The following is an 18884-nucleotide window of genomic DNA, read 5'->3' on the forward strand; positions in this document are numbered from 1 at the left end:
CTTTGGCCGCCACGGCTACTGTACCCCCGCCGGCATGCCGGCGGGGGTACTCATGTGCGGTTGGAAGTAGTGCAGACAGGTGCGAGGAATACCGCATTCTTCTTATCTTCAAGCGCCAGATCTTCGCGAAAAAGCCAAGGTCCGGCACTCCTGCTCTATTGCGCCCGAAAGTTATTTTCTGCTCCCGGGCCGAAATGTCCTGCTCCTATTGCACTTTCCGCTTTTATCTTTTACCGGAACGTGTATTTATGCACCATCGCTTACCCCACCTCTGTGGAGGGGGCCCTATCCTGCTGGGGGCCACACTGCTCATTTTGCCATTTTCCCTGCGGGCTCAGGTGCGCCCTGCTCCCGTAGTTGGGGCGGTGCGTACCAGCGCCGGAGCCGCCGTAGAGTACGCTACCATCACCCTGCACCGCGCCACTGATTCGGTTGCCGTAAAAACCGAGTTTACCGATGCAACCGGGCAGTTTCAGCTGGAGCCGAGCGCCGCCGGCTTCTACCTCGTATCGGCCGCGCAGGTGGGGTACGGGCGCGCATGGCTGGGGCCGCTAGAAGTTGGTGCTGCCCTCCGTCCTACCCCGCTGGTATTTACCCTGACTGCTAGTTCGGCCACCCAGCTGAAGGGCGTTACCGTGACCGGTCAGCGCCCGGCTTTTGAGCGCTTAGCTGACCGTACCGTCGTGCATGTGGAAGGCTCTCCGCTCAGCGCCGGCAACACGACCCTGGATGTTCTAGGCCGGGCCCCCGGGGTTACCCTCGACGCCAACGACAACCTTTCGCTACGGGGTAAGCAGGGCCTGCTGGTGCTCATTGACGGCAAGCGCCAGCCCATGACGGGGGCTGAGCTGGCCAATCTGCTGCGTTCCTTGCCCGCCGAGCAGGTCAGCACGGTGGAGCTGATAACCAACCCGCCGGCCAAGTACGACGCCCAGGGCGGGGCCGGCGTCATTGCTATCAACCTCAAGAAAGACCAGCGCCTGGGCACCAACGGCAGCGTCAATGCGGCCTACGGTCGAGGACGCTATGGCAAGTTCACAACCGGACTTAGCCTGAACCACCGCCAAAAGAACCTGAACCTCTACGGGTCCTACGCCTACGCTGACCGCCAAAGCTTTCAGGAACTGGATTTTACGCGTACCTACCGCCAGGATGGCTCCCCGAGTCTGCGGACAGTACAGCGCAACACGCCCCAGGGGCATTTACAGTCCCATACCTGGCGGGCCGGCGCCGATTACTTTCTCACCAAGCGCACCACCGTAGGGGCCATGCTCAGCGGGCTGGCCAGCCGTACCCCCTCGCAGGGTCTTAATGAAGCCACCTTTTACGATGCCCAGGGCCAGTTGCTCAGCCGTTCCTACTCCGTTAACCAACGCAACCTCGAGACGCCGAACGTTGCGGGCAATCTTACTCTGCGCCACCTGTTTGTGAAAGATTCGCTGGGAACGCCCGAGCTGACGGCCGACGTGGACGTAGCACGTTACGGCATTACCCGCGCGCTGAATCTGACCACGACCTACGCTCTGCCCAGCACGGCAACTCCCGCCCAGCTCACCGGCGACCAATCTGGCACGCTGACTATCTGGGGGGCTAAGGCCGATTACATCCGGCCCCTGCGCCACCGCCTGCGCCTAGAGGCCGGCGCGAAAATAAGCCGGGTTGATTCTGACAACGATGTGCTGTTCGTGCGCACTCGCGACGGTCTGAGCCAGGTGGATGCAGGACTGAGCAATCGGTTCCGCTATTCTGAAAACATCAACGCTGCCTATGCCAGCCTTACCCGCAGCCGGCCCGGCCTTATCCTGACGGCGGGCCTACGTGGGGAACAAACCAATGTGACCGGCCGCCAGGACGTAGGGCAGGTTTCTTTTTCCCGCCACTACTTCCAGCTATTTCCTAACCTGAGCCTGCGCCGCACTCTTTCCGCCAAGCACGAGCTGGCTTTTGCTCTGAGCCGCCGCCTCGACCGGCCCACCTACAACCAACTCAACCCCTTCCGCTCTTACGTCGACCTTACCTCCTACCGTACCGGCAACCCTGCCCTGTGGCCTCAAACCAGCGTGCAGGCCGAGCTGACCCACACCTTTCGTCAGAAGTTCAGCACCGCCCTCAGCTACACCCGTACCCACCGCCCCATTACCAGCGTGTACGTACTCGATGCCGACGGCCTAGTAGTAGCCACCGACGTGAACCTGCGCACCCAGGAGTACTACGGGCTTACGCTCACGGCCCCGCTGGAGCCGGCCCCCTGGTGGAAGCTCTACACCAACGCCGAAGTCTATTATATTCAGTTCCAGGGCATGCTGGGGGGCTCTGGCGCTCCTAAGGGCCGCTTGGGCACTATTGTAACCCTGAACAACTCTTTCGCCCTGGGCCACGGCTGGAGCGCCGACCTCGCTGGCAACTACAGCTCGCGCGAGCAGTACGCCTTCCAGGATATCCGTTCCTTCGGGCAGGTAGGGGCTGGGGTGCAGAAGTCGCTGGGGAAGGCGATGCTGCGGCTAAATGCCACCGATATTTTCTACACGGCTCCCCTGCGGGTGACTTCCCGCTACCAAGTGCTGGAGGAAACCTACCGCTCCGCTCAGGATACGCGCGTCGTTACGGCCTCAGTAACCTACCGGTTCGGCAATGAGAAAGTGGCCGCCGCCCGCCGCCGCACTACGGGAGCAGAGGACGAAAAGCGCCGGGCCGCAACCGGGCAGTAACTCCGGGGCTGGCGCTTGTGGAGGGGCGACCCAGCCACCACCCAATACCGTAGCAGCCCGGTGCTACCGGTATCCACCGGCTTTGAGAGTTGCAGCCAGCCGGTACGATTAACAAGCTTTTTTTACCGACCCAGGCAACGTATATGATGTGTTATACATCTTTATGATATATCATACAGATATCAGCTCTTTATCCTCCAGACCAAGCTCGTCTGGGGAAGACCTCTGGTCTAAACAAGGGGGTAGACGGAGCTAGCATTGCCACTTAGTGGCTGGCAAGGTCCCATACTCCTGCCTCCCGCCATACGCTATCAGGCGGGCCGGCAAGGGCCTGAGTGCTACGCAGTATATCACTTGCCTGTCGCGGCGCAACGGCTTTGCACGGCACTGCCGGCCGTCTGAGGCCATAACCCGCGAACTTTTCTTCACACACCACACCCGCTCCCTGTAACGCCATGCTACCAAGTTCCCCCGCTACGACCCTGCCACCCGACAATCTGTACCCAGCTTTTCTTATTCTCCCCAGGCTAGCCGGGTAACTTTCAGCTGCTTGCGCGGAGGCGACTATCCTACTCGCTCCCTTTTATTAAACAAACTAACCAGTTTGCTTTGCAAATACGAAACTGTTCGTACTTTTACTACGAAACAATTCGTATTTCCCTCCCTTCCTAGGCCGGCCGCCATTCCAGGGCTGGGCACTGCTTCCTCGCGGGAGCGGCTCAGGTTTGCCATTGCCCTTTGTTTCTTACTTCTTCACTCTACTGCTCATGAAAACTCTGTTCTGCGGGCGGCCGCGCGGGCTGCTCCTCTTGTTCCTGATGATGGTATGGCTGAGTGTATTGTCGGCCCGGGTAGTGCAGGCCCAAAGCCTGGGCGGCGTAGTACGCACTGCAGCTGGCGCGCCCGTGGAATACGCTACCGTGGTGCTGCACCGCGCCGCCGACTCGGCGGTTGTCAAAACTGAGTTCAGTGATGGGAGAGGCATCTTTGGATTCGAGCAGCTCGCGGCGGGCCGCTATGTGGTTTCCGCTTCGCAGGTGGGGTTTCGTCGGGCCTGGGCGGGGCCGCTGGAGGTAGTGGCTGGTGCAGCCTCTTCTCCCCTCACTCTCACCCTACCTGCTAGCTCGGCCACGGCGCTAAAAGAGGTTACCATTACGGGCCAGCGCCCCACCTTCGAGCGGCAAGCCGACCGCACTATTGTAAACGTGGAGGGCTCAACGCTGGCGGCGGGCAATACGTCTCTGGACGTGCTGCGCCGCTCCCCGGGCGTGACGGTGGACGGCAACGACAATCTTTCGCTGCGGGGCAAGCAGGGCCTGCTGGTGCTCATTGACGGCAAGCGCCAGCCCATGACGGGCACTGAGCTGGCCGACTACCTGCGCAGCCTCCCGGCAGAGCAGCTCAAAAGCATCGAGCTGATAACCAACCCGCCGGCCAAATACGACGCCCAGGGCGGGGCCGGCGTCATTGCCATTACCCTCAAGAAAGACCAGCGCCTGGGCACCAACGGCAGCGCCAACCTAAGCTATGGGCGCAGCCAGTACAATAAATACGTGTCGGGCCTGAGTTTGAACCACGGCCGGAAAAACCTGAACCTGTTCGGCTCCTATGGCTACTCCGACCGTTCTGGCATCGGGAAGCTGACCATTCACCGCGACTTTTACCGGGTCGACACGCTGGACCGGCAGGTGCGCCGGCTGCTCCGCACCACCGACCAGGATAACCGCTCCCCCAACCGCTCGCGCACCCACACCTGGAAAGCCGGCCTGGACTACACCCTTTCCAAGCGTACTACCCTGGGGGCCGTCGTGAGCGGCCTACAGAACCGCAACCAGCAGGATGCCCGCAATGAAACCTTCGTCCGAGACCTGGAGAGTAGCCTCGCGCAGCAGTACCGCTCCGCTAACTTGCGCCAGGGTCGCTACACCAGCCTGACCGGCAATGCAAACCTGCGCCACTCCATACCCGACTCGCTGGGCACCCACGAGCTGACGGCTGATGTCGACGTAGCCCGCTACCTCACTACCCGCGACCAGCGCCTGGAAACCCGCTTTGATGGAGCTGAGCAAATTGGCGAAACCATTCTGGGCGACCAGCAGGGCCGGCTCACCATTCAATCGGCGAAGGCGGACTACGTGCGGCCCCTGACCAAGCAGCTGCGTCTGGAAACCGGTGCCAAAACCAGCCTGGTTTCGGCGGATAATGACGTGCAGTTCCTGACCAACGGGACGCTGGACCAGAACCGCTCGAACCGCTTCCGCTATGAGGAGAACATCAATGCGGGCTACTTTAACCTGAACTACAGCCTCCCCCGGCTTACGCTGCAAGCCGGCCTGCGCGGGGAGCAAACCAACGCCGTGGGCCAGCAGGACATGGTACAGGCAGGCCGACCTTCCCGCTTCGACCGGCACTACTTTCAGCTTTTCCCCAGCGCCGCCCTGAAGCGGACATTTTCGGAGCAGCAGGAAACCAGCTTTTCCCTGAGCCGCCGCCTCGACCGCCCCTCCTACAACCAGCTCAACCCCTTTCGCATCATTATTGATAAAACTACCTCCGGAGCCGGCAACCCCGATTTGCGGCCTCAAACCAGCTACAACGCGGAAGCTACCCACACCTACCGCCAGAAGTACAGCCTGGGCCTGAGCTACAGCCTGACCAGCAATCCGCTCATCGGGGTAGTGCAGCCCGAAACCGACAGCACGGTAGTGTCGACCACCCAAAACCTGAGCCGGCAGCACTACTACGCGCTTACCCTCACGGTACCAGTGGAGGTAGCCAAGTGGTGGAACAGCTATACCAATGCCGTATTCTACTACAGCCGCTTCGAGGGCAATTTGGCGGGCACCAACCTGAACCGGGGCCGCGGCTCCTTCAACCTCACCTCCAATCATACCTTCACGTTTGGCAAGGGCTGGAGCGCGGAGCTAAACGGCACGTATCAGTCGCGCGAGATATACGGCTTCATCCTGGCGCGGGCCACCGGTGAGGTCAGTGCCGGCGTGCAAAAAAACCTCTGGAACCGTAAGGGTACCCTGAAGCTGAGCATGGCCGACATCTTCTTTACCAGCCCCCAGCGTGCAGTTTCATCGTACGACAACTACGTGGAACGCTACTACCAACGCCAGGATTCGCGCCTAGCCACGCTGGCTCTGAGCTACCGCTTCGGCAACGACCAACTGGCCGCGGCCAAGCGCCGCGGCGGTGGAGCCGAAGAAGAAAAGCGCCGCGCCGGCGGCCAGTAGCCGGTATTCCCTACCCCCTTGCGCCCACTGTGCCCAGCAGCCGGTTCGCTACCCAGCGGATTGGCTGCTGGGCACAGTGGGCATCTGGCTGGAGCACAGCCCGCGGGGTAGCCTACCCACCAGAACGCGCGCGTAGTTAGCAAGCTCCACTGGCGCATCGGGTGCAATCGGTGACTTGCCGCGGAGCAGGAGCAGACTAGGCGACCTTCCCATACAACGGTAGCAGCCTCACTTGGCCAAAGCGAAGCAGGTGGTGACAAACCACCTGACTATTTTTGCATTAAAACCACATTTATTTAAACTTAACCTTATAACATGATCGAATAAACTACTGTGTAGCAGCATAATACGACACAAATCAAAGCTTACCGAAGGTAGTTTTAAAATAGCACTAATGATTTTTTATTTGTGTTTATCATATATTAATTTTAATCTTATCGATATGAAACAAGCTATGCCAATTAACTGGGAGGAGCTTACCTGCGTCATTTTTGATGTAGATGGTACCCTGTATGCTCAGGACAAACTCCGGAAGCGTATGCTCAGAGCCTTGGTGCAGCACTATAGCCTGCGCCCCTGGAAAGTAACTGATCTGCAGATTCTGCGGCGCTTCCGGCACGAGCGGGAAAAGCAAACAGCCTATGCCGGCCCCAACTTGGAGGCTGACCAGTACGCCTGGGTAGCTCAGGGGGGCCGCTACTCCGCGGAACGGGTGCGGGCAGTGGTCCGCCACTGGATGTTTGAGCATCCCAATCAGTTTCTGCTTCCTTGCCGCTTCCCGGGCATCCAGGAATTCTTTGCCGCTTTGCGGGCACGGGGAATTACCATCGGTATCTACTCCGATTATCCGGCTCAGCAGAAGCTGGCAGCCCTTGGGCTGGAAGCCGACATCATCATCAGCTCCACGGATGCAGCCATCAACCGCCTCAAGCCCCACCCCCAGGGCCTGCTGCACATTACCCGGCAGCTAGGGCTGGAGCCGCAGCAGTGCCTGTTTATCGGCGACCGGCCCGAGCTGGACGGGGCCTGCGCCGAGGCGGCCACCATGCCCTATCTGATTGTCGAGAAACAGCCTTTTTCTGCTTTCACCTTCTACGATTCGCTAACGCATCACCTTTCCACTATTCCTAATTCTGCACCCGCATGAACCAAACGTCCATTCAACTTGACACGGAGGGCGCTGAGCAGCCCCTGGTGTTGCTGCCGGCCAAGCTCAAGGACTACGTGGCCATTGCCCGCCCCGACAACTGGGCCAAAAACGTGTTCATGGTGCCGGGAATGCTGTTTGCCCTCATCGTGTTCCGCACGCCCATTACCAGCGGGCTGGTGCTGAATATGTTGCTGGGGGTAGTCAGCACTTGTCTGGTAGCCTCGGCCAACTACGTTATCAATGAGTACCTCGACGCGGAGTTCGACAAGTTTCACCCGCTGAAGAAAAAGCGCACGTCGGTGGTGCGGGTAGTGAATCCGGTGCTGGTGTACTCCGAGTGGTTTGGGCTGGCGGCCGTGGGCCTCACCATTGCCTATTCCATCAGCGTGCAGTTCCTGTGCGTATCGGCCTTTCTGCTGTTCATGGGCGTGATGTACAACGTGCGTCCCTTCCGCACCAAAGAGCGGCCCTACATTGATGTGCTATCCGAATCGGTTAACAATCCCATCCGGTTTGCCCTGGGCTGGTTTACGGTAGCGCCGGCCCTGGCCTTTGCCACTGTGGATGCCACGCAGCTATTCAACAGCTTCCCGCCGACTAGCATTATCATTGCCTACTGGATGGGTGGGGCTTACCTGATGGCCACCAAGCGCTTCGCCGAGTACCGCCTCATCGGCGACCCGGCCCTGGCCGGCCTGTACCGCCGCTCGTTTAAGTTCTACACCGAGCACAGCCTGCTGATTTCCATGTTCTTTTACGCCCTTACCTCGGCGTTTTTCCTGGGTATCTTCCTGATTAAAAACCGTGTGGAGCTGCTCATCAGCTTTCCGTTTTTCGCGCTGCTGTTTTCCTGGTACCTGCGCATTGGCCTGCTGAAAGACTCGCCCGTGCAGGGCTCCGAGAAGCTCTACACCCGCAAGTGGTTTATGCTTTACGTAGTGCTGTTCTGCCTGATGCTCACGGCCCTCATGTTCGTGGACGTACCCGGGCTGCACTCCCTCCTGGAAGACCATTTCAAGCTCAACGGCTAACCGCGGCGCTCCTAAGCGGCTTTTTATTCCTGGCCCTTCACTCCCTGCTGCCATGCTGGCCTCCTTTAAGTCGACCACCACTGCTGCTCTGCCTGCGTGGCAACCTACTTCGGCGGCGTCCCGCCAACGCAGCAGTACCCAGCCCGATAGTACCCAGCTGCTGCTGGCTGTGTTGCTGGCCCTGGGCGTGGGCGTGCGCTTGTTCCATTTCTTTGATAACCGCTCCTTCTTCATTGACGAGATTTATCTGAACGTCAACACCATTACGATGGGGTTTTGGGAGCTAGCCACCAAGCCCTTCGAGTACGAGCAAAAAGCTCCTATCGGCTACCTGTGGGCTACCCGGCTGTGCGTGCTGCTGCTAGGTAAAAAGGAAATGGCTCTGCGCCTGTTTCCGCTGCTCTGCGGCCTGGGTACGCTGGCTCTGTTCACGAGCGTGGCGCGCCACTACCTCCGGCCCTGGGGCGCGGTGGTAGCGGTAGGGGTGCTGGCCCTCTCGCCGCCCATTATTTACCATTCCGTGGAAGCCAAGCAGTACAGCACCGAGCTGTTCATGGCTACCCTGGCCCTATGGCTTTACATTCGGTACCATAACCGCCTCTCCGTAGGCGCCCTGCTGACGTGGGGCGTGCTGGGGGCCGTGACACTGTGGTTCTCGTTTTCAGCCATTTTTGTGCTGGCCAGCATTGCCATTGCCGTCAGTGCCCGGTGGGTGCTTACTACCCGCTGGCGCAAGTTTCTGCTCTACCTGATTCCGTTTTCGCTGTGGCTGGTCAGCTTTGCGGTGCAGTACTACTTCATTATCAGCAAGTACCCGCAGTCGGGCTGGCTGATTGATTTTTTCGATAAGGTGTACGACGGGTTCATGCCCCTGCCGCCCGCGTCGCTGGCCGACCTGAAGTGGTACGGACAGCGGCCCTATAACCTGCTGATGCACCCGCTAGGTATGCTCCTGACCCTGGACGGCGACCTGGCCGCGTGGCAGAGCAGCCCGTGGCGCTACCTCTTTAAGCTAGGCTGGCTGCCGGCCGGGCTGCTGCTGGGCGGCATGGTCGTATTGTTTCTCCGCCACCGCACGCTGTTTTTCTGCCTGCTGCTACCGCTCTTGTTCACGCTGGTGGCCTCGGGCGTACGGGTATACCCGTTCTACGGGCGCTTTATGCTATTTCTGGCCCCGGCCCTGCTGCTGTTTCTGGGGGCGGGCGTGGATGGCCTCCGCACGCTGCTGGCCCGGCAGCGGGTGCTGTTTGGGGCAGTGCTCGTGCTGCTGGCCCTGCCCCTGCTCATCAATACCGGCCGCCAGCTCGCCGACCGGGACCTGTTTATGAACCACGAGGACAACCGCGGCCCGCTGCTTTACATCAATCAACACTACCAGCCCGGCGACGCGGTGTACGTGTTCTGGAACATGACCCACGCCTACCAGTACTACAAGGAGGCCTACCCCCTGCGCTACACTGCCATTGAAGGCCGCAACCTGAAAAACGAGTCCACCAGCCCCGCCGACTTCCTGCGCCGGATGCAGCCGGAGTTTGCTTCCTTCCGGGGCAAAAAGCGGGTGTGGTTTGTATTCGACTACCTGAACCGCAACGCCATTGGCGAGTACGTGGGGCAGCCAGCCTGGTACCACACCCAGTATTTCTACGCCACCACCGAGGTGCAGAACCAGCTTAACCAGCTAGGCCGGAAAGTAGATGAGTACCATAGTAAGCCCTACAACCGCTACCCCCACACCGCCGTGTTGTACGAACTGAACCAGTAACCGTAACTTACAGCTGGCGCTCCGGCGTCTACCTACCGCTTCGTAAATGTCCAACTAGCACCTACCAAGCGCGGCGGGGCCAAACAGGAAAATAACACGCCGCTGGATAGTACCTGTAAGACTCAAAAACAAAGCGGATGCTCAGTTGAGCATCCGCTTTGTTTTTGGTATATATTTCAGACCCTTATATGGTCTCATTTCTTCCCTAAAAAGTTGAGTAGCGAGTGGACTCTCTATATTGTGGCGTACAGCTTGGTATTTTGGATTCCACAATTCATCTGCATTCGGCTGGCACGTAGATCTCGGCGGAAAGGCTATAGTTTAGCCAAGAGCTACCTGACTTTGTACGCTCCGCTGTTGCTTTTTTGCCTGCTGGGCTTTCCGTTTGCGCTGGTTATGCTTCTCACCTTCGGAATATTTATGCTGCTGATATGGGCCCCTACGCTAGTGTATACCTGCGTGCTCCCGTTTGCAAGTACGCAGCCGGAGCCCCGGCAGGAGTGGCGCAATAAGTGGTTGGATAAGTAGCTTCGGGCCCTTGATATCTTTGCCAGGTTAGCACCGCTCCATTCCACTATGTACTTACCCTGCTATGCTTAACACTTTGCTGCTGACCATGGACAGCATGCGGGACAGTGACTTTGAGACCTTATATCACTGGCTTCTGGCTATTGCCTGGGTATTTCAGCTGCTGTATCTGGGCGCCGTATTCTATTTAACCCAGGGCTCCAGTACCCGCAAAACCACTAGGCACTATCTGTTTCTGATCTGGGGACCCCTATTCGTGTTGTTTGCTCTCTACTGGCCGCTAGACGCCGTGGTATTCCTTTTCCCCATTCAGACGCTAGGACTTTTGCTGCCTTTTTTGATAACCAGTTTCCTGCTCCCGGCAATCCGGCGGAATCATAGTAAGCCGGACCAGCATTCGTAGAAAATCCTACTGGTATTTACGTAAAAGGCCGGTCACTTGACCGGCCTTTTTGTTTGTCTTTACTTTCGCTACCCCTTCGGGCTAAGCACTACGTAGGGAATGATACATTCCTCCAGGGAAATGCCGCCGTGTTGGAACGTGTCCTTGTAGTAGTTCACGTAGTAGTTGTAGTTGTTGGGGTAGGCGAAGAAGTAGTCGCCGACGGTGAAGACGTAGGCGGTGCTCACGTTTTCGCGGGGGAGGAAAATGCGCTCCGGCTTGCGCACCGTGTACACGTCCTTGCTGTCATCGAAGCCCAGGTTTTTGCCGTGCTTGTAGCGCAGGTTGGTGTTCGTGTTCCGGTCGCCCACAATTTTATAAGGCCGCTTTACCCGGATGGTGCCGTGGTCGGTGGTGATGATAAGCTTGCCCTTCTTCTCCGAAATCACCTGCAGCATTTCGTACAGGGGCGAGTGTAGGAACCACGAGCGGGTGATGCTGCGGTACGCCGATTCGTCGGCGGCCAGCTCCCGGATCATGGCCATGTCGGTGCGGGCGTGGCTGAGCATGTCCACGAAGTTGTAGACGATGACGTTGAGCTTGTAGTTGTTGTGCAGGTTGGCCATTTTGCCCAGCAAGTCCTTGCCGGCCTGCAGGTTGGTCACCTTGTTGTAGCTGTACTTGGCTTTCTGCCCGGCCTTCTGGAACATGATTTCCATGAACTCGGCTTCGTGCATGTTCTTGCCCTCATCGTCGTCGTCCCACACCCACAGGTTGGGGTACTTCTTCTGAATCTCGCCGGGCATCATGCCCGAGAAGATGGCATTGCGGGCGTAGGCGGTGGTAGTAGGCAGGATGCTGTAGTAAGTTTCCTCCGAGTCAACCGTGAACAGGTCGGCAATGATGGGCTCTAGCACCTTCCACTGGTCGTAGCGCAGGTTGTCGATGAGCACGAAGTACACGGGCGTGTCGCCGGTATCCTTCAGCATCGGGAACACGCGTTCCTTGAATAGCTGGTGCGACATGAGCGGGGCGTCGTCATCGTCGCCGTTTACCCAGTCCTCGTAGTTTTCCGTGATAAAGCGGCCGAAGTAGGTGTTGGCTTCGTCCTTCTGCATGTTGAAGACGTCGGCCATGCTTTTGCCTTCCGTCTCGTTGATTTCCAGCTCCCAATACACCAGCTTCTTGTACACGTCGGCCCACTCCGAGGGGCTGAGGCGGTCGGAGAGCTGCATGCCCAGCTGGCGGAAGTCGCGCTGGTAGCCGCTGTTGGTGGCTTCGCTCACCAGGCGCTTGTTGTCGAGCACCTTCTTCACCGACAGCAGAATCTGGCTGGGGTTGACGGGCTTAATGAGGTAGTCGGCAATTTTGGCCCCGATGGCCGATTCCATGATGTGCTCCTCTTCGCTCTTGGTAATCATGACCACGGGCACGGTAGGGCGCACCGCCTTGATTTCGGTGAGGGTTTCCAAGCCCGTGAGGCCGGGCATATTTTCGTCCAGAAACACAATATCATACGTCTTCTCCTGAATCTCCTCAATAGCGTCGGCCCCGGAGTTAACGCCGGTTACGTCGTAGCCTTTATCCTTGAGGAACAGAATGTGGGGTTTCAGGAGGTCGATTTCGTCATCGGCCCAGAGAATCGAGTATTGCATGTGGTGAGGTCTTGGGGTGTGGCGCCAGGCGTCGGCGGCCCGGCGGGTCATTAAACGCACTTTACGAAATACAGATACCAATTCCTGCGCAGTAGCTGCAAGTACGGGCAGCAAAATGCATCTGATGTTTCGTAAGTAGCTTTACTCCCAATCCGTGGTTTTTGATTTAAAAATTCTCTACGGGCTATACTTCGCCACCCACTCGGCGGTAAGGTAGCCTAAAAATGTTGGTTTATATGTTAGCCCCTCCGTTCCTCTACCGGCTGGGGCGGGCACGAAGAGCATACCAGCCAAGGCCTAAAAACCCAACCACTACGGGCACGCACAGGGCCATAACCACGTAGCGCCCGTTGGGGTCAGCGTACGGTGAAGGGTTCAGCAGAGCGAAGGCAACCAGCAACACAAGTACTGCAAGAACCAACCCGGTTATTCGTAGCCACAAATACTTAGGGTTAAGCGTCATAACCATAGTTGCTGCACTAGCTACTAGCACCGCAAAGCGAAACAGGATTACAACAAACGTAATCATAGAGCCCTCATCGAGCAGTAGAATGGCTGTCATATCTCAGAGTATGGATGTCAGTGTATAGTATTGCGCGGGAAAATAGCCCATCCATTGGAAAACTCCCGCGTTCAGATACAGTACAGAAGCAGGTATTCCTCACCGTCGGCAGCTTTACGTCGGCTACATTAACTCTCACTTGAACAAAAAGAAAATCTTCAACGACCCGGTGTATGGCTTTGTCACCATCCCGACGGAGTTGCTGTTTGACTTGATTGAGCACACCTATTTCCAGCGGCTGCGCCGGATTCAGCAGCTGGGCCTGACCAGTTTCGTGTATCCGGGGGCCCTGCACACGCGCTTTCACCACGCCCTGGGCGCCATGCACCTGATGACGCTGGCCCTGCGCACGCTCAAGGACAAGGGCATCAAGATTTCGGCCAAGGAAGGCGAGGCCGCCATGGCGGCCATTCTGCTCCACGATGTCGGCCACGGCCCCCTCTCCCACGCGCTGGAGCACAGCATCTTCCATCAGGTGCACCACGAGGAGCTAAGCCTGCACCTGATGCGCAAGCTCAACGCCCGCTTCGACGGAGCCCTGGACCTGGCCATTCAGATTTTTGAGGGCACCTACTCGCGCCCGTTCTTTCATCAGCTGGTGAGCAGCCAGTTGGACATGGACCGCCTGGACTACCTCAACCGCGACTCGTTTTACACGGGCGTGCAGGAAGGCCGCCCCGGCGCCGACCGCCTTATTAAAATGCTGACGGTAGTAGATGAGCGGCTGGTGCTGGAGGAAAAAGCGGTGTACAGCATCGAGAATTTTCTGGTGAGCCGGCGGCTGATGTACTGGCAGGTGTATCTGCACAAAACCGTCACGTCGGCCGAGCAGATGGTCATCCGGATTATGCAGCGGGCCCGTGACCTGGTGCGCAAGGGAGTAGAAGTGCCGGCTTCGCCGAACCTGCACTTCTTTCTCTCGCGCAGCGTCACGCAGCAAGAGTTTGAGCAGGACGACGAGATTCTGCGCCGCTTCACCCGCCTCGACGATACCGACGTGTGGGGCGCCGTGAAGCTTTGGGCCGACCACCCCGACAAGGTGCTGAACTACCTGGCCCAAAGCCTACTGGATCGGCATCTGTTCAAAATAACGCTCCAGAGCGAGCCGTTCGAGGAGGATTTCCAGTTAGGCATCGTGGAACTGATTGCCGAGCATTTTCAGTTGCCCACTGAGGATGCGGCCCAGCTCATGCTCACGGGCCGCATCAGCAACAATGCCTACGATGCCGATGGGCAAGACCCCATTGATGTACTCACCAAGCGCGGCCGGGTAGTCAACGTAGCCGAAGCCTCCGACCTGCCGAACATTCGGGCCATCAGCCAGCGGGTCGAGAAACACTACATCTGCTACCCCAAGGAAATCCTGTAACGGGTACCCGAGGATGCCTGCCTTCTTTCGTCGCTTATTTTCTGCTCTGCCCATTGGCCTGCTAGCTTTGTTTCTGCTGCTGGTGAGCGGTAGCCTGGCCCTGCTCTACAGCTGGGTTACGCTGGATGCGCTGCACCTGCTGCGCCGCACCATCTACGCCCGCAACGAAATGCCGGAGTTTGTGCTCCAGGTAGCGCCGGCGCGGTATGCCCTGCTGCGCACGAGCCTGTGGGGAGCCGCCCTGGGAGCAGCCGCTACCCTAGCCTACCGGCTGCGACGAGGACAGCTATCCGTAGAACTCCGGGAGCTAAGCCAGAACCTACGGGCCGTTATCAGCAGCGTGTGGGGCAGCGTCGTGCGACTTTCTCTACCCGAAAAGCTAGCGGGGAGCCTGCTCCTTCTAGGGGTGCTGGCCCTGCGCCTGTATTACGCCGCTGTGTACCCACTCAGCACCGATGAAGTAGCGACCTACGACTATTTCGTGAGTGGAGGACCGGTAGCCAGCACCAGCTTCTACCCCATTCCGAATAACCATGTGCTGTTTAGCCTGAGTTGTTGGGTTGTCAGCTGGTTTACTTCTCATGATGTGGTTATTCTGCGGCTGCCCACCCTCCTGTTTAGCCTGGTTGGCACCGCCGCGGCCTACGCCCTGCTTATTCGTGTTACGTCGTTCCGGATTGCCAGCTGCGCTGCGGGGCTGTTCTGCCTTTCCCCGCTGAGCCTGTACTACGCCATGACGGGGCGAGGCTACTTCCTGCTGATTGTGCTGACACTCGGGCAGTTTTTTGCTACGCTGGCCATTTTGCACAGTGCCCGGTTTCAGCGGCTCGGGTGGGGCGCCTTCGTCCTGACGGGGGTGCTGGGCCTGTACACCATCCCGACGTACGCCTACCCCCTGGTTTCGCTGGGCCTCTGGCTGGCAGTGGTATTCTTCCGGCGCCAGCAGTGGGCGGGGCTAGCGGCCCTGGCCGGGGCCAGCACACTGGTAGGCCTCGGTACGCTGCTTTTATACGCGCCGGTTATCTGCGTTTCCGGGCTGCGGGCCCTGGCGGCCAATTCCTACATTGCTCCCCAGAGCCTAGCGGCTTTCTGGCAGTCCTACGCCTTGTATTTGCTGAAACCGGCGCGGGAGCTGTTCGGGCACGAGCAATTGAGTGCTCCGGGGTTCGTGGGGTTGCTCCTGGCCGTGCTAGCGGTGTTGCCTTGGCTGCCACCGCGGCTGCGGCGGATAGCCCTGCCCGCTGTAGTGCTGGTGCTACTGCCTTTCGTGTATATGCCCATTCAGCGGGTATATAGTCCGGCGCGGGTGCTGCTGTACGCAACCTTCTTCTTTTGCATCGGGGTAGCCATTTCCGGCGAGTGGATGTTGCAGCGGCTTCAGGTTCCACCGCGGTTGCGGCTGGTGGCCCTGGGGCTGGCAGTGGGGTTGTATGGCCTCTACGAGGTAGCCCATTTTCGCTACGCCGTGCGCGCGGCCCAGAGCCAGGCGCGGCAGTTGCAGGGCTCCTACGCCTGGTTGCGGCAGCAACGCCCCAAGCGAGTGTATTTCGATGCCCCTTTTCATAAGCTTTATTTTCATCACTACGCCCTCACCACGCACTACCCCCTGCACTTGTTCGAAGCCGCATCCGCCCAGGGCAGCTCCTACGATTACGTGGTGCTATTTCGGGGGCAAGCGGTACTACCTCCCTGGCTTACGCCAGCTGCTTACCGCCTGGCATATGCCGACGACGGGGCTACCATTTATCAGCGCGTAGCGGCCCGGCCAGCCCACGCGCCACCACCTAGCCCGAAGGCAGCGGACGCCGGGAAATAGATATTTCTCTACTTTTGCCCGATGGAATTTACCGTAGGTCAGATAGCAGAAGTACTGCGCGGAACCGTGGAAGGAGACGCCACGCAGCAAATCAACCGCTTGGCGAAAATTGAAGAAGCCCGGGCGGGTGCCCTCTCCTTTCTTTCGAACCCGAAGTACGAGCCCTACCTCTACACCACAGGCGCTTCGGCCGTAATTGTCAGCCGCGGCCTGGAGCTAAAGCAGTCCACGGGCGCCGCTCTTATCCGGGTAGACGACCCGTACACCAGCTTCACTACCCTGCTGGAATTCTACCAACAAGCCACCCGCACCGGCAAGCGCGGCGTGGAGGAGCCTGCCTACCTGGCGGCCAGTGCCACCATCGGCGAAAACCACTACCGCGGCGCTTTTTCCTACATCGGTGAGAACTGCGAGATTGGCCGCGACGTCGTGATTTTTCCTCACGTGTTCATCGGCGACCGGTGCAAAATCGGCGACGGCACCATCCTCTACGCCGGGGCCAAGGTGTACGCCGAAACCGTTATTGGCAACCGGTGCACCATTCATGCCGGGGCCGTTATCGGCTCCGATGGCTTCGGCTTTGCCCCCCAGCCCGACGGTTCCTACCGCCCCATTCCGCAGATTGGCAACGTGGTGCTCGAAGACAACGTGAGCGTAGGGGCGAATGCCACCATCGACTGCGCTACCATGGGCTCGACCATCATCCGGGAGGGTGCTAAAATCGACAACCTCGTGCAGATTGCCCACAACGTGGAAGTGGGCCGCCACACAGTTATTGCCTCCCAGTCGGGTGTATCGGGCTCCACCAAAATCGGCGACTTCTGCGTGCTGGCCGGCCAGACCGGAATAGCGGGTCACCTGAGCCTGGCTAACCGCACCACCGTTACGGCTCAGTCGGGCGTGGGCAAATCCATTAAGGAAGAAGGCGTGCTGCTCCAAGGCTCTCCGGCCTTCAATCTGCGCGACAGTCTGCGCGCCAACGCCATCTTCCGCCACTTGCCAGACCTGGAGCGCCGCCTCACCCAGCTGGAACGCAGCCGTACCGAACCGGAAAAGCCCTAGCTTTGCATTTCAAGAGCTGCTGGCTGATAGCTGTTAGCTGTTGGCCCCCGGTTTTTTCTCACCTCATGCCCCTAGCCTTATTCCGTAGGGTTCTGAACGTCGGCTAACGGCTAACGGCCAGTAGCTAACAGCTCAAAAATGAACGACAAGCAACATACCATTAAGGCTCCCGTCACCGTGAGTGGCATCGGCCTTCATACCGGCGTGCAGGCCACCATGACGTTCTGCCCCGCACCCATCAACCACGGCTATAAGTTCCAGCGCATTGATTTGCCCGGCCAGCCCCTCGTGGATGCCGACGTCGATAACGTAGTAGACCTTTCCCGCGGCACTACCATTGAGCAGAACGGCGCCCGCGTGAATACCGTGGAGCATACCCTGGCCGCGCTGGTAGGCTTGCAGATCGATAACGTGCTGATTCAGCTGGACGGGCCCGAGCCACCCATCATGGATGGCTCCAGCTATGAGTTCATCAAGCCCCTGCAGGAAGCAGGCCTGGAAGAGCAGAACGCCCTGCGTAACTACTTCGAGATTCCCGACGAAATCCGCTACGTGGATAACGGCCGGGCCGTGGAGCTGGCTGCCCTGCCCCTGAATACCTACCGCCTCACGGTAATGGTCGACTACAACTCGCCGGTGCTCGGGTCTCAGCATGCCTCGCTAACCCACATCGACCAGTTCACCTCAGAAATTGCCTCCTCGCGCACCTTCTGTTTCTTGCACGAGCTGGAAGCGCTCTACAAGCAAAACCTCATCAAAGGCGGCGACCTGAGCAACGCCATTGTGGTAGTAGACCGCGTGGTGAGCGACGACGAGCTGAGCGAGCTGGCTACCATGCTGGGCAAGCCCAAGGTGGCGGTTAAGAAAGAGGGTATCCTCAACAACGTGGACCTGCGCTACAAGAACGAGCCCGCCCGCCACAAGCTCCTCGATCTGGTGGGCGACCTGGCCTTGGTAGGCCGCCCGCTGAAAGGTCAAATTCTGGCCGCCCGCCCCGGGCACGCGGCCAACGTGGCCTTTGCCAAGCGCATCAAGAAAAAAATGATGGAGGCCCATACCAGCGCCGTGCCTTCCTACGACCCCTCGCGCGAGCCGGTGATGGACATCAACAAGATTGCCGCCACCCTGCCCCACCGCTACCCCTTCCTGCTCATCGACAAGATTATTCACCTCGATGCCAGCACGGTAACCGGCGTGAAAAACGTGACGATGAACGAGCCTTTCTTTCCGGGCCACTTCCCCGGCAACCCCGTGATGCCGGGCGTGCTTCAGATTGAGGCCATGGCCCAAACCGGTGGCATTCTGGTGCTGAACACGGTGCCCGACCCCGAAAACTACTGGACCTATTTCCTGGGCATTGAGAACTGCCGCTTCCGCCGCATGGTGAAGCCCGGCGACACCATCATCTTCAAGTGCGACCTCACCGCTCCTATCAAGCGCGGCATTGCCAAGATGAGCGGCAAGGCCTACGTGAACGGGAAGGTGGTGATGGAAGCCGAAATGTCGGCCAGTATTGTCCGGAAAGACGCCTAGTTTTCAATTAGTAATTAATACTTAGGAATGAACAATTCTCATACGACATTCGCTTTGCGGGTCGTTGAGGCAATTCTTAATTAT

Annotated in this window: 11 protein-coding genes; 9 read left to right on the top strand and 2 right to left on the bottom strand. The window is 58.7% G+C overall.

Going from position 1 to position 18884, the window contains the following annotated elements:
* The first annotated feature begins 248 nt into the window (after window positions 1-248).
* The 5 genes from K3G63_RS05600 to K3G63_RS05620 all read left to right on the top strand — a co-directional run bounded on the left by K3G63_RS05600 (window position 249) and on the right by K3G63_RS05620 (window position 9893).
* Entirely contained in the window at window positions 249-2708 is a 2460-nt protein-coding gene (locus tag K3G63_RS05600; RefSeq protein WP_220613081.1) for a TonB-dependent receptor, read from the top strand.
* A 767-nt stretch (window positions 2709-3475) separates the two neighbouring features.
* Window positions 3476-5950: an outer membrane beta-barrel protein gene (locus tag K3G63_RS05605; RefSeq protein ID WP_220613082.1), complete on the top strand. Its 2475-nt coding sequence runs from the start codon at window positions 3476-3478 to the stop codon at window positions 5948-5950.
* A 442-nt stretch (window positions 5951-6392) separates the two neighbouring features.
* Window positions 6393-7097: an HAD family hydrolase gene (locus K3G63_RS05610; protein ID WP_220613083.1), complete on the top strand. Its 705-nt coding sequence runs from the start codon at window positions 6393-6395 to the stop codon at window positions 7095-7097.
* The gene (locus tag K3G63_RS05615; protein ID WP_220613084.1) at window positions 7094-8131 is read left to right on the top strand and encodes a UbiA family prenyltransferase; all 1038 of its coding nucleotides are present in this window, start codon (window positions 7094-7096) and stop codon (window positions 8129-8131) included. Before K3G63_RS05610 ends, K3G63_RS05615 begins: the two co-directional genes overlap by 4 nt.
* Window positions 8132-8183: 52 nt before the next feature.
* Window positions 8184-9893 (top strand): glycosyltransferase family 39 protein, encoded by a 1710-nt coding sequence (locus K3G63_RS05620; protein WP_220613085.1) that lies wholly within the window; start codon window positions 8184-8186, stop codon window positions 9891-9893.
* Between the two features lie 999 nt (window positions 9894-10892).
* Here K3G63_RS05620 and K3G63_RS05625 read toward each other — a convergent pair.
* Window positions 10893-12458: a PglZ domain-containing protein gene (locus tag K3G63_RS05625; protein WP_220613086.1), complete on the bottom strand. Its 1566-nt coding sequence runs from the start codon at window positions 12456-12458 to the stop codon at window positions 10893-10895.
* 256 nt (window positions 12459-12714) lie between these two features.
* Window positions 12715-13020 carry a hypothetical protein gene (locus tag K3G63_RS05630; protein ID WP_220613087.1) on the bottom strand — a complete coding sequence of 102 codons (306 nt, stop codon included), beginning with the start codon at window positions 13018-13020 and terminating at the stop codon, window positions 12715-12717.
* A 139-nt stretch (window positions 13021-13159) separates the two neighbouring features.
* Here K3G63_RS05630 and K3G63_RS05635 point away from each other — a divergent pair, with 139 nt between their 5' ends.
* The 4 genes from K3G63_RS05635 to K3G63_RS05650 all read left to right on the top strand — a co-directional run bounded on the left by K3G63_RS05635 (window position 13160) and on the right by K3G63_RS05650 (window position 18800).
* A complete protein-coding gene (locus K3G63_RS05635) occupies window positions 13160-14389 on the top strand; it encodes an HD domain-containing protein (protein ID WP_220613088.1) in 1230 nt (409 codons plus the stop codon).
* 13 nt (window positions 14390-14402) lie between these two features.
* Window positions 14403-16205, top strand: a complete 1803-nt coding sequence (locus K3G63_RS05640) for a hypothetical protein (protein WP_220613089.1) — start codon at window positions 14403-14405, stop codon at window positions 16203-16205.
* A 21-nt stretch (window positions 16206-16226) separates the two neighbouring features.
* Window positions 16227-17267: a UDP-3-O-(3-hydroxymyristoyl)glucosamine N-acyltransferase gene (gene lpxD, locus K3G63_RS05645; RefSeq protein ID WP_220613090.1), complete on the top strand. Its 1041-nt coding sequence runs from the start codon at window positions 16227-16229 to the stop codon at window positions 17265-17267.
* A 138-nt stretch (window positions 17268-17405) separates the two neighbouring features.
* Window positions 17406-18800 carry a bifunctional UDP-3-O-[3-hydroxymyristoyl] N-acetylglucosamine deacetylase/3-hydroxyacyl-ACP dehydratase gene (locus K3G63_RS05650; RefSeq protein WP_220613091.1) on the top strand — a complete coding sequence of 465 codons (1395 nt, stop codon included), beginning with the start codon at window positions 17406-17408 and terminating at the stop codon, window positions 18798-18800.
* The last annotated feature ends 84 nt before the right edge of the window (window positions 18801-18884 follow it).

The sequence above is a fragment of the Hymenobacter sp. HSC-4F20 genome (assembly GCF_019599275.1).
GTDB lineage: Bacteria > Bacteroidota > Bacteroidia > Cytophagales > Hymenobacteraceae > Hymenobacter.

Bases quoted from the DNA above. Each gene is read 5' to 3' on its own strand.
- K3G63_RS05650 (WP_220613091.1), top strand. From the start codon at position 17,406: ATGAACGACAAGCAACATACCATTAAGGCTCCCGTCACCGTGAGTGGC.
- K3G63_RS05615 (WP_220613084.1), top strand. From the start codon at position 7,094: ATGAACCAAACGTCCATTCAACTTGACACGGAGGGCGCTGAGCAGCCC.
- K3G63_RS05630 (WP_220613087.1), bottom strand. From the start codon at position 13,020: ATGACAGCCATTCTACTGCTCGATGAGGGCTCTATGATTACGTTTGTT.
- K3G63_RS05625 (WP_220613086.1), bottom strand. From the start codon at position 12,458: ATGCAATACTCGATTCTCTGGGCCGATGACGAAATCGACCTCCTGAAA.
- K3G63_RS05600 (WP_220613081.1), top strand. From the start codon at position 249: ATGCACCATCGCTTACCCCACCTCTGTGGAGGGGGCCCTATCCTGCTG.
- K3G63_RS05610 (WP_220613083.1), top strand. From the start codon at position 6,393: ATGAAACAAGCTATGCCAATTAACTGGGAGGAGCTTACCTGCGTCATT.
- K3G63_RS05640 (WP_220613089.1), top strand. From the start codon at position 14,403: ATGCCTGCCTTCTTTCGTCGCTTATTTTCTGCTCTGCCCATTGGCCTG.
- K3G63_RS05620 (WP_220613085.1), top strand. From the start codon at position 8,184: ATGCTGGCCTCCTTTAAGTCGACCACCACTGCTGCTCTGCCTGCGTGG.
- K3G63_RS05605 (WP_220613082.1), top strand. From the start codon at position 3,476: ATGAAAACTCTGTTCTGCGGGCGGCCGCGCGGGCTGCTCCTCTTGTTC.
- lpxD (WP_220613090.1), top strand. From the start codon at position 16,227: ATGGAATTTACCGTAGGTCAGATAGCAGAAGTACTGCGCGGAACCGTG.